The organism is Blautia acetigignens (genome assembly GCF_025566865.1).
GTDB classification, from domain to species: domain Bacteria; phylum Bacillota; class Clostridia; order Lachnospirales; family Lachnospiraceae; genus Blautia_A; species Blautia_A acetigignens.
In genome coordinates, this window is record NZ_JAOQJM010000002.1 from 372,081 (window position 1) to 387,766 (window position 15,686).

The 15,686-nt window shown below is 44.1% G+C and carries 11 protein-coding genes; 1 reads left to right on the forward strand and 10 read right to left on the reverse strand.

The window, feature by feature from the left end:
* Positions 1-4 precede the first annotated feature (4 nt).
* Positions 5-1,876, reverse strand: coding sequence for a glycosyltransferase family 2 protein (locus OCV70_RS04590; protein ID WP_186901943.1), 1,872 nt, complete (start codon positions 1,874-1,876; stop codon positions 5-7).
* 206 nt (positions 1,877-2,082) lie between these two features.
* On the opposite strand from OCV70_RS04590, the gene OCV70_RS04595 reads away from it, so the two are divergent.
* On the forward strand, positions 2,083-3,339 hold the full coding sequence (locus OCV70_RS04595; protein WP_021926302.1) for a D-alanyl-D-alanine carboxypeptidase family protein: 1,257 nt from the start codon (positions 2,083-2,085) through the stop codon (positions 3,337-3,339).
* A 96-nt stretch (positions 3,340-3,435) separates the two neighbouring features.
* Here the strand turns inward: OCV70_RS04595 and OCV70_RS04600 are convergent, their stop codons facing one another.
* From OCV70_RS04600 to OCV70_RS04640, 9 genes are all read right to left on the reverse strand, one after another.
* Positions 3,436-5,913 (reverse strand): glycosyltransferase family 2 protein, encoded by a 2,478-nt coding sequence (locus OCV70_RS04600; protein WP_021926301.1) that lies wholly within the window; start codon positions 5,911-5,913, stop codon positions 3,436-3,438.
* 1 nt (position 5,914) lies between these two features.
* On the reverse strand, positions 5,915-7,165 hold the full coding sequence (locus OCV70_RS04605) for a hypothetical protein (protein ID WP_021926300.1): 1,251 nt from the start codon (positions 7,163-7,165) through the stop codon (positions 5,915-5,917).
* Positions 7,165-8,091 carry a class I SAM-dependent DNA methyltransferase gene (locus tag OCV70_RS04610; RefSeq protein ID WP_117853200.1) on the reverse strand — a complete coding sequence of 309 codons (927 nt, stop codon included), beginning with the start codon at positions 8,089-8,091 and terminating at the stop codon, positions 7,165-7,167. The genes OCV70_RS04605 and OCV70_RS04610 overlap by 1 nt, the downstream gene beginning before the upstream one ends.
* A 3-nt stretch (positions 8,092-8,094) precedes the next feature.
* Positions 8,095-9,321, reverse strand: coding sequence for an ABC transporter ATP-binding protein (locus OCV70_RS04615; RefSeq protein WP_416795301.1), 1,227 nt, complete (start codon positions 9,319-9,321; stop codon positions 8,095-8,097).
* A 67-nt stretch (positions 9,322-9,388) separates the two neighbouring features.
* A complete protein-coding gene (locus OCV70_RS04620) occupies positions 9,389-10,204 on the reverse strand; it encodes an ABC transporter permease (protein ID WP_021926298.1) in 816 nt (271 codons plus the stop codon).
* A gap of 10 nt (positions 10,205-10,214) precedes the next feature.
* The gene (gene rfbC / locus OCV70_RS04625; RefSeq protein ID WP_021926297.1) at positions 10,215-10,769 is read right to left on the reverse strand and encodes a dTDP-4-dehydrorhamnose 3,5-epimerase; all 555 of its coding nucleotides are present in this window, start codon (positions 10,767-10,769) and stop codon (positions 10,215-10,217) included.
* Positions 10,770-10,843: 74 nt separating this feature from the next.
* Positions 10,844-12,418, reverse strand: a complete 1,575-nt coding sequence (locus OCV70_RS04630) for a GH25 family lysozyme (RefSeq protein ID WP_195587130.1) — start codon at positions 12,416-12,418, stop codon at positions 10,844-10,846.
* Positions 12,419-12,678: 260 nt separating this feature from the next.
* Positions 12,679-15,384: a L,D-transpeptidase family protein gene (locus tag OCV70_RS04635; RefSeq protein ID WP_195587129.1), complete on the reverse strand. Its 2,706-nt coding sequence runs from the start codon at positions 15,382-15,384 to the stop codon at positions 12,679-12,681.
* 24 nt (positions 15,385-15,408) lie between these two features.
* On the reverse strand, positions 15,409-15,672 hold the full coding sequence (locus tag OCV70_RS04640; RefSeq protein WP_021926293.1) for an HPr family phosphocarrier protein: 264 nt from the start codon (positions 15,670-15,672) through the stop codon (positions 15,409-15,411).
* Between the last annotated feature and the right edge of the window lie 14 nt (positions 15,673-15,686).

Sequence of the window (15,686 nt, forward strand, 5' to 3'; positions counted from 1 at the left end):
CTCCTTAGTCTTTCTCGTCATTTTTGCCGGACATACCCGGAATCGGTCTCAGGGAATAATTCCATTTGGTCAGAGAAAGATTCTTGTTATAATTAGGGTCTCCATTCTTCAGAATCCCTATCCAATTGCTTCTCATATACTCAATTTCTCTCTGAAAACGGCGGATCTTGGCATCATCATCCTCAGCTCCCCTGGTCTTGGACTCCATATGGTAAAGCTTCACATAAGGGTCATATACCACCAGATAACCTGCTTTTCCCGCTTTCAGGCAAAGATCCACATCGTTGAATGCCACAGCCAGCTGCTCGGTAAATCCGCCGGCCTTGTCAAAAGCACTGCGCTTCATCATCATGCAGGCGGCAGTTACAGCACTCATGTCCTGCAAAATAGAAGCCTTATGAAGGTATCCAGTGCGCTCTGCAGGCATGTCCACGAACATATGGCCTGCAATCCCGCCAATTCCAACCACACAGCCAGCATGCTGAATGGTATTATCCGGGTAAAGAAGCTTCACGCCTACAGCTCCTACTTCTCTTCGCTGGCATACGCCAAGCATCTCACCCAGCCAATCCTCTGTGATCACGGTCACATCGTTGTTCAGGAATAACAGATACTCGCCTCTGGCATTTTTCACGCCGAAATTATTGATGGCAGAATAGTTGAATTCCTTTTTCCAGCAGATCAGGTGGATTCTTGGATCTGCAGAAATCTTCTTATAATATTCAAAAATCTCATCTGTGGTACTGTTGTTCTCCACAATAATGATTTCGTAGTTGTCGTAAAGAGTGTTTTTCCGAATGGATTCCAGACAGTTCTCCAGAGTCTCCTTCTCATCCTTATTGGGAATGATAATGGAAACAAGAGGATGTCCCTGTACCGGATATTTCACACGATAAAAACCAAGGTCTGCAGTATGGCTGACTGTTCCTTTCACCCCGGTACGCTCAAGATGGGCCTCAATCGCACGCCTGCCGGCTTCAAAAGCATACATCTTGCTTGCAGGATTATCTGCGGTAGATGCCTTATGGGTACGCCAGTGATACAAAATCTCCGGCACATGCACAACCTCACGGGCTTTTTCCACACAGCGGAAAATAAAATCGTAATCCTGCGCACCGTCGAACTCACGGCGAAAGCCTCCCACTTCTTCCACAAGCTGCCGTCTCACAACAAAAAAGTGACAGATATAATTGTTGGAGCGAAGAAGATCGATGTTAAAATCAGGCTTTAAGTGAGGCTGAAAATGCTCGTCCAGTTCAGCCGTCACCTTATCCTCATCTGTATACACTGCATCTGCCTGTTCATGCTCATTCAGTGCATTCACGATCTCATACAGGGTATTGGGAGAAAGAAGGTCATCATGGTCCAGAAGCCCCACAAACTCTCCCTTCGCCATGGAAAATGCCGCATTTGTATTCTCTGCAATTCCCTTATTCTCATTCAGATCCATCCAACGGATGCGACTGTCTTTACTGCTGTACTCTTCCAGAGTCTTTCTCATGGATTCCTCTTCCGGGCTTCCGTTGGCAATGCACAGCTCCCAGTTCTCATAGGTCTGGGCTATAAGAGAATCTATCATCTGCTTCAAAAACAGCTGCGGAGTCCGATACGCAGGAACTACCACGCTGATAAGGGGCGCATAAACAAACTTTTTCTTTCTCTGTTTGTCAAGGACCGTCTGGTCAGGCGCATACGCCTCATACCAGGGACCATATGGAATCTCCTCCGGCTCAAACCGCTCATGGAGCCGGATCCAGAATTCCTTCAGGCCATAATGCCGCAGATATAAAAGTCCCTTCTGGATCATATATGGAGATAATTTTTTGAAGAAACGGGACCACTGGATCCGTCCTTCTGATCCGCTTTTTTCACTCATACCAAAATCCTTTTCTATTATAATTGCCCCTATTTTAACATTGAAGAAACAAATTTGCAAGGAAGGCGTAAAAGAAAGGTTGAATTAACCTGGCTTTTAGGATATGATTGTATCCATAACCAGTACTTATATTTTCTTATTTTACAGGGAAACTATAGGATATGTTATAATTTTATTAAGTTTATTTTCGCACAGGAGTTTATTATATGATGAAAAAGCCAAAGATACTGTCAGCACTTATGGTTCTTGGACTTTCCGCTTCCCTTCTTGGCCAGGTACCGGTTATGGCGGAAGAGGCAGATCAGACCCAGACCACTGATGCAGCCGGTGGAATCACCACCAATTCTATTTCCGGATGGCCTCAGGCCTCCGATATTTCCTCAGAGGCAGCTGTAGTGATGGAGAATTCCACCAATACGGTGCTCTATTCCAAGAATGCAGATGAAGTGCTTTTCCCGGGAAGCACGGTGAAGATCATGACCTGCCTTCTTGCTCTTGAAGATGCACAGCTGACCGATCAGGTTACAATGACCGCTACCGGAGTTTCCGGAGTTACCGATGGAGGTGCCAGCATCTCCTCCCAGGTGGATGAGGTTTTCACTGTGGAGCAGTGTCTGTACGCCATCATGGTAGCCTCTGCCAATGATATCGCTTTGCAGATTGCAGAGCATGTGGGAGGTTCTGTAGATAATTTTGTACAGATGATGAACAGCCGTGCCCAGGAGCTTGGCTGCACCAATACCGTTTTTACCAATCCCACCGGACTTCCCGATGACAATCAGCATACCACAGCCCACGATATGGCACTGATCATGCAGGCTGCCATCCAGAGCGAATCCTTCCGCACTATTGCAGCAGCCACCAGCTATACCATCCCGGCTACTAATAAAGCCGCTGACCGTAATCTGACCAGTAAGTTTACCATGACCGATACCGCAAGCACTGGTTTCTATGAGGGCTGCATAGGAGGAAAAGAGGGCTATACAGAGGCCTCCGGCAGCACACTGGTGTGCGCAGCCCAGCGAGACGGCATGACACTGATCAGCGTTGTTTTGAAGGGTGCTTCCGGACAGACCGCACCGGATGCGGCCTCCATTTTGAATTACGGATTCGATCAGTTCCAGCTGCTTTCTCTTGGAGACAGTGATTTCAGTATTATCTCCGGCGGAGATGTGGTCGTCCCCAACGGCACTGCAGAAGACAGCCTGACTACAGAAGATACACAGAACGGCGATGAGATCGACCGCACTTATCTGTTTAACGGAGCGGCTGTGGGATCAGCTGTCCTTGAGGTGACACAGGCACAGGACACTGCATCTGTTCAGGAAGGTGAACAGAATATGCAGGCCGCCAGAGAATATTCGGAGGCACACACTTACATTCCTTATTATGTGATTGCCGGAGCTTTCCTTATTCTTCTTATTTTCTTTATCTGGAGAATTGTTAAGGTCGTGAAATCTTAACCTATCAAAAAATCAGCCCGAGCAGGATGCTATTGTGCATCTGCTCAGGCTGATTTTTTATTGCTGCCAGGGATTTCGGTTTCAATGATTATTTCATTATTTTCCAAAATCCGCTTCGATTTTCTTCTCGGATTCCATACGAAAGGTGCAGTCCCCACGTACAAGGCTAAGATTCGGATTGTAGTAGGGATCTCCTTTTTTCAGGAACTCTGCATGGCGTTCGCGGAAATGGCTGATTTCCTTTTTAAAGCGCTGCTGTTTTTCCTCGGTATTTTCCATACCGCGTGATTTGGACTCATAATGATAAAGGCATGCCTCGGGAGTGAACACAACTAATTTACCAAGTGCTCTGGCTCTCAGACAGAAATCAATGTCATTTAATGCCACAGTAAAGCTTTCATCCAGTCCATGAAGCTGGTCAAAAACAGACCGTTTCACCATGAGGCAGGCTCCGGTTACCGCACTTTCATCCTGGGCAACTCCAAGACGCCATAAATATCCCATTGCATTTCTGTCGTAACCTGTAAGAATATGTCCTGCAAAACCTGCAATTCCCACAACCACGCCTGCATGCTGTACCGTATTGTCCGGATACAGAAGCTTGGCTCCAACGATAGCCACATCCTCCCGCTGGCAGTATCCCATAAGATTCTCCAGCCACTGCGGAGTGATGACTTCCGTATCATTGTTCAGAAGCAGCAGGAATTCTCCCTCTGCATACTGTGCACCAAAATTATTGATCGCGGAATAATTAAAGGGGCCATCCCATTTAACCACCTTTACTTCTGAATACCGCTTCTCAAGTTCTTCATAATAACAGAAGGTTTTCTCTTCCTCGCTGTTATTTTCAATTACAATAATCTCAAAATTTTTCCATGTGCTTTTTTCCATAATGGAGGTCACGCATTTCTCCAGATCTGCAGTGTGATCCTTATTGGGAATCAGAATAGAGACCTTTGGATTTCCCTTTATGGCAAAATAGCTTCGGAAAACAACAGGATTTCCTGTATATTCTACGACTGCATCAATTCCCATACGCTTATAATGCTCTGTCAAAGCCTTCTCACCGGCAATCACTGCATATGGCTTGTCATCCGGATTCCCTGCGGTAGAGCCCTCATGGCTTCTCCAGTGATAAAGGAGCTTGGGAATATGTCGGATATTCTGTGTATGTTCGGTACAGCGCAGCAGGAAATCATAGTCCTGGGAACCATCATATTCTCCCTGCAGAAGGCCAACCTTATCAAGAAGGGTTCTCTTCACAACCACAAGATGACAGATGTAATTAACACAATGCAGGTAGTCCGGATTAAAGTCCGGCTTAAAATGAGGATACAGACGTTTTCCCTTGATATCAATAATGTCTTCATCGGAATATAATAACTCTGCTTCTGGATGGCTCTCAATCTCAGCTGCCATCTGATAGAGCGCCTCTTCTGCCAAAGTGTCGTCATGATCAGAAAAAGTAATATAATTGCCTGTTGCGATTCCAATTGCCGCATTGGTATTGTCTGAAATTCTCAGCTGTTTTTCATTATATACCACACGGATTCGGGAATCCTTTTTCTCATATTCTTTCAGAAGATTTTTGATCGGAGAATCCGGGCCGCTGCCATCGGAAAGACACAGTTCCCAGTTGCTGTAGGTCTGGGCAAGAACGGAATCCACCAGAGACTTCAGCAAATATTCATCCGTCTTATACAGCGGAACAACAATGCTGAATTTGATGTTCTCTTTAAAAACCCGCTTTCTCTGTCTGTTTAACTCCTGACGGGTAACTTTATTTTCTTTCAGCCAGGTCTCATACATTCCATCCTTCTGCTTCGGCGTCCTTAAGCGTTCGATGCATTTTTTTGCCATTGGAACAGCACCGTGGGCACGGTAATATACAGCAGCTTTTTTGCTGTAGGTGCCAAGTTTTCCCACAAATTTACTGATAGGAGTGGTTCCGATCTGGTAAACCGTCTTGTTTCCTTCCTGGTCCTTTATCACAAAGTAAACTTTTTTTCCTGTCACATTCTCGATGCGAATGGAAAAGCCGCATTCCTTCTCAATAGGCCATTCCCGGTACATCTCTGCTACATCCATTCTGATGCAGCGTTTCACCTTGATTTTCAGTGGTTTTTTATTTTCATCGTAGGCTCTGTACTGCAAAGGTGTTCTGGCTACTGCCCAGCCTCCAAGACCTACTGCATTTTCCTGGGGTGCAAAAATCTCGGCATCCAGAAAGAACTGCGGCCTGCCCTGCTTCCTGGCAATTTCCAGAACATTGGACTTATACCACAGACGTCTCTGCTTTCCATTTACAGCATAAACCTTAATAACCTTATGCTTCTTCAGATCTTCCGGCAAGGTTAGAAATACATCTGCCCATTTGCCCCCTGGAAACTGCTCATCCAGGGTTCGTTCCCTGGGAGATAAAACGATTCGTTCCTGTACCTCTGATGGAAGAAGTTTTCCATCAAGAAAGCTTTCAATCTGATCTTCTTTCGAAATAATGCCGGTAATCATATATTTTTTACTGTCATCCAGAAGAAAGCGTTCTTTCTCTACCAGCAATACTTTTTGACTCATGTTATTTCCCTTTCTTTTCCATAACCTTCTCATATACCATCTGAAGCATGGGTTTGTTTTTCTCTTCCAGTTCCCTGGTCCGCTGTTCTACAAGAACATTTAACCTTGCGTTCTCCTTTTGCAGATCCTGCAGACACGCCAGCATATCCTGATTTTCCAGATAGATTTCCAGCTGCATGGTCAATTGCTTCGCACCCTGGGGTACGGCAATGTCTTTTATGTGGGGATCCGGCCTGGATATCAAGGCCCAGCTGCCATGGATAAAACCGTCCGGAACTTCTGCTTCATCCATAGATGCAGTCTGTCCGTCAAATGCCAGTTTCTTTATGTGAACCATACAGGGCTGGTCACCTGGATCAATTCGTATTTTGCGGCACTCTGGAGGCAGATCAATTGTGTAGTCCGCATGGCGTGTCATAATTGGACGCTTCGCGGAAAATGGTTCATAGTACCTGCCCTCTTCATCGCCGAAATACACCTGCAGCAGTCCTGTAGTCTCCACAGAAAATGAACTCATTCCAGGCGTCATCACTCCATACATTTCACGCATGGGAACATGACTGCCTGTGATATATCCCTGAAAAGCTTTCTCCATCTGAGCAAATGAGCTCTGCAGAGCTTCACTGATTCCCAGCTCCTGATAAAGCTTCTCTTCATTTAAAGGTGTCCGGATACTGTTTGTCTGAATATAATAGTGAATGATCCGATACAGAACATATTCACAGGGTACCGGAAATTCAAAGGTCCATTCATAATCCAGCAGCGTGATAGGTTCTGTAAGCATTACATTATCACAAACTATATCAATATTTGTAATCTCCGCACACATAAGCTGAGACGGCAATGTCACATTTCCAAATACCTGCTGAAATTCTGCTGTCACTTCAAATGGTTTCTGGCTGTATACAAGCCGCACCTGCTTCAAAAACTCCACAAGCCGATCAAATGCAGCCTGGATTTCCCCTCTCTGCAGCATGCTGTCCAGATGCTCCGAAAGACTTTCTGCATCCAGATACTCAAATTTCACGCCATCTTCCACGATTTCACATTTATTGCATACAAAGGGGACTTTCTCGTACACAGCATTTAATCTGCTGTTCCAGGAAGCCAGATTGTCCATATGCTCTTTTCCTTCCGGGTAAAGAGCTTTTTTCTGCAGCCAGCGCTTTTTGTTTTCTTCCAGAATATCTGTACGGATGGCAAAACGTCTGCTTCTCTCATTGGAATATTTGCTGTAAATAATCTCTGCCATTATTCTTCCTCTCTTTTCGCAATCACCAGAAACGAATTGGAAAACTCCGGAAAAAGTCCGGCATCCACTAAAGAATCATACACCCTTTCTTCATTAAACAGCTGAATCCTGGGTCTGTCAAAATTACAGAAATTATCTTTCAGTTCTCCCTTTTTTGGAAGGCGTTTATCGGAATAGATGGTCAGCGGAAACTTATAATCCGGATAAGGATAATAGAAGGTGGTCTGAAAGCTGCCTGCAGCATCGATCAGTTCCTGCAGTTCTTTTCTTGAAAAGGTTCTTACCCCTTTCGTATCCGGATAATTTTCAATGCCTTCAAAATATTTCCCTACATGGTCTTCGGTACAGCCAGCCCAGTATTTCAGTCCCAGACGATTTTCTATGGCAATGACCAGCTTTCCGTCTTTTTCCAGATGTCTGGATATGCGGCGAAGCATTTCCACATAAGGCTGATGAGTTCCAATATATCCTTCTGAATATTCGAACACGCCAATCAGCGTGATATAATCATATTTTTCAGTAAGGCTCACCTCAATATCCTGAAAATTTCCCACCATGATCTTTACATTGTCACATTCTCGATTTCGGTAAGCATTAATGGTGCTGCGCATTTTGGACAGATCAATACAGGTTACGCTTCCGGCTTTCTTTGCCAAAGCTCCTGTAATAGGACCGCATCCAGAGCCAATTTCCAGAACCTTGTCTGTTTTCCGGATTGGAAGCCACTCCAGTATATTCTGACGGATATGGGAAAAATGGTAAAGTACCGGCCAGCTGTTTTTTTCTGCAATTACACGATTTAATTCTTCTTCCCCATAACTGCGGGCAATTTCCAGGAGTTCCTCTTCTACAGGACCATCACTGTACAGGTCCTCTCCCGGATAAAACTCATAGTCCAGCGTTACTTTTCCAATTTTTTCCTGCATCTACTATTCTTCCTCCACTGATACTGTGGAATTCATATCATAAAAACCAACGGTGTTCTTGGTAGAAACCACAGTAATGTTGCAAGCGTCATATAAACGGTGAAATACGGTAAAATCTCCATTCTGATATCCGGTACATCCAAAGGAAAGAAGGTATTCTCCCCCCTGCAGATTCATTTCCTGTTCAAAAGTAACCACGCACTCACAGCCTGAAGCGGATTTCTCTACATTTACGCCTTCGTACATGGTATTCGTTCCGGTAATTTCTGTTCCCTGGATATTTTTGAAGGTAAAGGCCATGATTGGCTGCTGAATGCTTTCGTTAAAATGAACCTTCATTTTAATTTTAAACCGGGAACCTTTTTCAATGGTATTGCTCTGGCGGCCCTTGGAATCCAGAACTACAAAATCACAGATCTTAGCCTGCTTGTCTCCATACTCCAAAGTATTGGGATTCACCTGAAAACCACTTCTCCAGTTTGTCTCAGAATTTACAGGTGCTGTATGCTCATCTTCTGCCTGCTTCACTGGATCCTGGTGTACCAGAAGCTGCTTGTACATATCTACCATTGCCTTCGGGGAGCCTTCATCCAGCTTCTCCCCCTGATTCAGCAGGATAACGCGGTCACAGTACTTGGAAACGCTTCCCAGATCATGGCTTACAAATAAAATTGTTTTTCCCTGTTTCTTAAATTCCTCGAATTTATGATAGCACTTCGCCTGGAAAAATACATCTCCTACAGACAAAGCTTCGTCTACTACCAGGATTTCCGGGTCAATATTGATGGCCACTGCAAATGCAAGACGTACGAACATACCGCTTGAATAGGTTTTTACAGGCTGGTGGATAAAGTCACCAATATCTGCAAAACTAAGGATCTCATCCAGGCGCTCATTAATCTCATTCTGGGAAAATCCAAGCATTGTACCATTCAGATACACATTTTCCAGACCTGAATATTCCGGGTTAAAGCCTGCACCTAATTCCAGCAGAGCTGAAATCCTTCCATGCACAGACACTTCCCCTGCAGTGGGCGCAAGTACACCTGTAATAATCTTCAGGATGGTAGACTTACCGGAGCCATTGGTTCCGATAATACCAACACATTCTCCCTCGCGCACATCAAAGCTTACATCTCTTAATGCGTAATGCTCCCGGTAGCGTTTCTTTTTCCCAAAGCCGAGGGAATCCTTCAGACGGTCTGAAGGTTTATTATAAAGCCTGTACATCTTAGACAGGTTCTTTATTTCAATGGCATTTTTACTTTCCACATTAGTTCCTTTCTATTTCCATGCATTATAAAACATCTGCAAAATGAATGCGAAGACGTTTAAAAATCCAGTTTCCGAACAGGAAACAGATGATGGATACTACCCAGAAGTAAATGGTCCAGTTCGGTCTTTCCCAGAACCATCTTTTTATAATAAAGGCATCTCTGTATCCTGACACAATATAAAACATTGGATTCAACTGAAGTATTTTGTACAGTCGGCTCTGTACACCGATCATGCTCTCCGCAACCCACATAATAGGTGTGATCCATACACCAATCTGAAGTATAATTCCGATAATCTGTCCCAGGTCACGAAACAGCACTACAATCGCGCTGGTTGCATAGCACAGCCCCGTTACCAGAAAGAAGGCACATGCACTGTAATAGAAAATCTGTAAATAGTACATATCTGGGAATCTGCCGTTGCACATATAAAGAATAATGGCTAATATAACAAAAAAGCCATGCACAAACAATGCTGAAATAATTTTTACGACCGGCAGCACGCTAATATTAAAAACTACCTTTTTTACCAGGTAATTATATTCAATCAGCGCATTGGTTCCCCCGGAAAGAGCATCTGAAAAGAAAAACCAGGGGACAATTCCCGCTACCAGATAAAGCACAAATGGGATTCCAAGCTCATCTGTGTTGGAGCGGAAGCCCACTGAAAATACAAACCAATATACCAGAATGGTTACAACCGGCTGAACAAATGCCCAGATGGTTCCAAAATAAGATCCTGCATATCTGGTCTTAAAATCATTTTTCGCCAGTTTCATAACCAGCCGGCGGTTTCTGTACAGATCCGCCGGCAGAGAAAAAATTGTTTTAAGCATTTATGATCTCCTATCTCTGAAGTTCCTTTAAACTTCCCCATTTCTGATCCTTGTCAGAGAAGATCAGTTCCATTCCTTCCGGAATCGGCCACTGTACGTTGATATCCGGGTCATTCCAGATCAGACCGCCCTCATCATTGGGATGATAGAAGTCAGAGCATTTGTATGTGAACTCTGCATTTTCGGAAAGAACCAGGAAGCCATGGGCAAATCCCTTCGGAATAAAGAACTGCTTCTTATTCTCTGCTGAAAGAAGAACGCCATACCACTTGCCGTATGTTTTGGAATCTTTTCTTAAGTCAACAGCAACGTCGAATACTTCGCCGTTTACAACACGTACAAGCTTGTCCTGCGGATAGTTCAGCTGGAAATGAAGTCCGCGGAGCACACCGTATCTTGAGCTGGACTGATTGTCCTGTACAAACTCCACATCAATTCCAGCTTCCTTAAAATCATTGTAATTGTATGTTTCCATAAAATAACCTCTGGAATCACCAAATACAGTTGGTTCAATTACCTTTAATCCTTCGATATCGTCACAGTTTGTTACTTTAATTTTTCCCATTTTCTTTTCTCCTTATTTCTATTTTTGTGAAGTCAGAGATAAAATATCCCCCCTGACCTGCTGCCTTTGTCTGATCAGGCTTTGTACTGCTTCGTACATACACCGTCTTTATTAAACACAGAAACGATTCTGTTTTTGCTGGTGAGCTTTATACTCTGGGCACGAACACCTGCTTTCGCCCCGGTTCCATTATAAAAATAATACTTCTTTCCCTTAATGGTATGCCAACCTTTATAGGCTTTTCCATTTCTGTCAAAATAATAGGTAAGCTTCTGTTTGCCCACAGTTATAGAATAAAATTTATTCTGTACGCGAATACCATTTTTATCAAAGTAATAAATATTGCCTGAGGAGTCTATATATTTATAATTGGTCCGCAGTTCAAATGTCTTCGGATTAAAATAATAATACCTGCTTCCAATCTTTTTCATTCCAGTGTACGCCATGCCATTATAACCAAAATAGTATTTCTTTCCGCTTTGGGTCACAAACTGATTGCTTACACGAACACCATTTTTATCCAGGAAAAAGAGTGAAGTAGCTGATTTCCGCAATTTGTTCCTGTACATAGCACCGTTAGCTCTGCTAAAATAATAACATTTACCGTCAATTCTTTTCCAGCCGGTGACTTTTACGTTGTTTTCATAATAATATTTCCTGCTGTCCTCTGTAACCCAGCCATTTTTCATCGGGACCTTGTCCTGATATGACGGCTCTGCGGCAGGTGTATAACCTTGCTGAGGCTGCCATCTTGGTACAATTTTGGCAGTATAATCCACAAACCCAAAATTCACATCCACATTGTCCCATTTTGAAATACCGCTTATAAGATTCTTGGTGGAAGCCATTCCCGAAACTTCGTCGCCAGCCGTCCCCTGCCAGATGGTATACTTGTATGTGCTGGTACTTGGCGCCAGGACATGATCTCCATAATAAGCAATCCAGACATCAATTCCAGCCCCTTCCAGTACACTCCAATCCACAAAATTATTATACCAGTCCAGATTCATATAAAGCATAGGCGTGTACCCAGCCTTACGGATCTCATCGCAGAAAGTAAGGGCAATCTGTGAAATTTCCCTTTTGCTTTTGGTTCCCAGCGTTCTCTCATCCTCCATGTCAAACACTACCGGGTAAGAAACCTTATGCCCTTTCATTTTCTGAATTGCCAGCTGCGCCTCTGCCAGTGCTTCCTTATTGGATTTCGCCAGGCTGTATACATAAGTTCCAACTGGAACGCCAGCTGCCTCCGCCTGTGTCATATTATAATCAAATTTTGAATCCACACGATTCAGACCATAAGAAAGCCGGATAAATGCGAAATCCACATCTTTCTTCACAAGTTTCCAGTCAATCGTTTCCTGCCACTGAGACACATCAATTCCACGCGTGATCGCACCATCTATTTTTTTTCCGCTTCCGTTGTAGCAAACACCATCAATTTTCTTCCAGGCTCTGGCTGCTTCTCCTTCTGTAGAACCTGAAAAAACCCTCACCCTTGCCATTGTTTCCTCTGGTGCAAGATTGTCAATCCTGTCGTAAGGCAAATACCCTGCATTTGCACTGACTGTTGCAGGAGCAGAAATTCCTGCTGCTCCCAATACAGCTGCCAATAAACCAGCTGACAGCCACTTTTTCCAATTCTTCATACTTTCTCCTAGTTCTTTATTTCTAAATATAAAAGTCAGATGCCTTGCGCCTGCAGCGCTGTCACAGCCGTCGATATAATATGTTAAAAATGTATTACTTCGTTATTATACAGTCTCCTTTTTCAAATTTCAACGTTATTCTCCAAAACAATGAAAAGGTGCCTTAAATTCATCAAAACTGATAAAATTAAGACACCTTTCTGTGCTTGTTTTATGTGAGTTATCAAGGACAAAATTCCTCGTCTCTGACTGTCTTTGTCTTATGCAGCCGGATCTGTGGGATCGTAATATCCGCCGTTCTTCCATCTGGCAGGTACAATTGCCTTGCGTCCAAGAGGTCCCTTGAATGATTCGTTGGAATTATAGGTACCGTCAAAGATATAAATAGTAGAACCGCTGCTGTTATAGTATACCCACTTGGCATCGCCTACACAGGTACGGATACATCCGTGAGAAGCCGGGCTTCCAAGTTTATTGTAAGCACTTACCGGAAGATTATAGCTGTTCGCATAGCTGCATGCAACCGAATGAACGAAAATACCACCCTGTCCTGCTCCGTTTACATGAGTTCCATACTGTCCCCAGGATGGTCCCATAAGTGCCTGCCATCTGCTGTAAGGAGTCAGCGTATATTTGCCCTTCGGGGTAGGTGTCCATGGATTACCTACGGAAACACGGATCGTCTTGACTGGAATGGTACGTGCAGAATCCGCATATACAGTCATAACGCCATTTACACGGTCAACCTCAAAGGTATAAGGTCCTTTATAAATATTGGTAAGATCGTTGATTCTGTATCCATTCTTATCAAAGTAATATTTCTTGCCGTTGATCCATTTGGATTCGTTTGTCACATAGCCCTTTTTGTCCGGATTAATATAGCGAACCAGGTTCTGTGAGTCATTTACGATTACCCATCCAGTTGTATATTTACCGGTGGAATCCACATAACCGTATCTGCTTCCCCGCTTTACAAACTCATTGGTAACCAGATTATAGCTTCTGAAGCAATACCAGTTTCCATTCACCTGGCGCCAGCCGTTTCGAAGCAATGCTCCATCGGCATCTGCATAATAGGTCTTATTCTGGTAGCTAAACATCTTATTCTTAACCAGCTGGCCATTTCTGGTAGTTGGAGTTGAAGGCTGGAAGAAGTATTTCTTTCCTTTTACATTAACGAAACCAGTCGCAAAAGTTCCGTTTATTCTGAAATAACCGCCTTTCCCCCAAATATCTGACCAGTGATTTCCGTTTGCGTTAAACCAAAACCAGCCATAAAATCTTCCATTTGATAAGGTTACTGACTGCCAGCCAGTCTTCTTCACAATATTTCCTGCTGTAGAACCGAAATAATATAAGCGGTTTCCAGCTCCCGGACAACGATGCCAGCAATTCTTCCAATTGGCAACAGAACCGTCATCTGTTACATAATATTGTGTATTATTGTATGTAATGATTCTTCGTTTATAGATGATTCCGGATTTCGTCGTTATATAATATTTACGATTGGACGCTTTCACCATCTGGCTCTTAATCAAATATCCGTCTTTATCAATCAGATACGTATATTTCGGATTTTTGCGTCCGCTTAAACCAGTCGGTACAATTCCGTGCTGCCGAAGCTGACCAATTTTGGAACTGCCCTTTCTGGCTGGCTCATAATATCTCCACTGCTCTCCTGCTGAAGTCTTAAACATTTTCCAGCAATCATGAAACATCTTGCCTGGGATTTCCTGGTCATTTGCTGCCGGCTCAAAATAATACTGTGCAGAAACGCCATTGACAGTTAATGTCACATCCCCTGTACGAGGAGTTCCATTCTCATCCAGGCAATAATATTCGCCATTGATCTTGAAATATCCGGTATATGTATTCTGTGCCTTGGCATTCTCATCCAGCTCTGCAACAGTCAAAGCCTTGCCGCTGTTGCCATAGTACTGGAAATTCTTGGTGTCTTTATTCCACAGCCAGTAGTTCTTCTTCATCTGGCCTACTGTAGTCTTCCAAGGTACCAGTGCTGCGCCTTTGCCTTCGTATTCTTTATATGCGGCGGCAACGCTGCTGTCTGCAGGTGTGAAATAATAATCACCGCTGATCTTGCTGGCACACTCTGTTCCATTCAGAGTTTTCTTGCCAAGTACAAGATATCCGTTCTCATCAAACAGATAATATCCGGTATGATTCGTTCCGGTCTCATTTCTGGTAGTGATTGCAACAATGCCATCGGCAATTGTGTAATAATCGTCCTTCAGGCTGGTCACTTCTGCAGTGCCTGCTGCGTCAGTACCCTCAGTGCCTGTTGCTGCATCTGCAGGTTCAGCATTCTGTGCTTCACCACTATTCTGCACAGCTGCTGCGTCCTGCGCTTCGCTGTTATCAGAAAACTCGTCAGCAGTCTGTTCATCAGCAGAGCCAGCCTCCGCTGGAACGTCAGAAGACTGCACATCAGCAATCTGTACAGCTGCTTTCACAGCTTTCTTTTTATGGAGCCTGAATCTGCCGTCTGATGTCTGCTCCCATTCCTTCCATTCAAAAATGGTGCTGGATTCACTGGCCCGCATATCAGCAGCCTCTTCCGGTGTCTCCTGCACTTCAAAAGAATCTGTCTCATCCGTGTTCTCAAATCCCTGCACATCCTGTACAGGATTCTCTGCACTGGTTCTGTCTCCGTTCTCCGTGCTTCCAGATGTAAAGCCATCGGTAACGCTTTCACCTGCACTGACATTCTCCTGCGGGGTCTGCACGGTGTCAGATGTCTCCTGCTGTGATCCATCAACTGATGGAGTTTCCGGCTCAGATACTGCTGGCTGTTCTGCCTCCACTGCATCTGGCTGCTGTGCTTCCCCAGTCTGCTCTGAAGTAAAACCGGATGTAAAGCCGCCATCCAAAGCGGCGGCTGGAACCTCCAGTCCCATAGAAACACTGAGCAAAATTCCTAAAATTGCTGCGGCTGCTCTCTTTTTCATTTTTCTTCCTCCCAAATGTAAAACTTATTCACCAAGTCCCTTATTTATAACCATTACCAGGTTGCGCAATGCCTCTGTTTCATCAGCTCCTTCACAAAATATTGTAATCTCATCACCGCATTTCACACATGCACCCAGGACGCTCAGAACGCTCTTGGCGTTCGCAGTTCCTCCTGCATATTCAAATGTTATCAGAGATTTATATTTCATTGCCTCTTTACAGAGAATCCCGGCCGGCCGCAGATGAAGTCCGGATGGATTATTGATCTGTACCTTTTCACTTACCATAATAACATCACTCC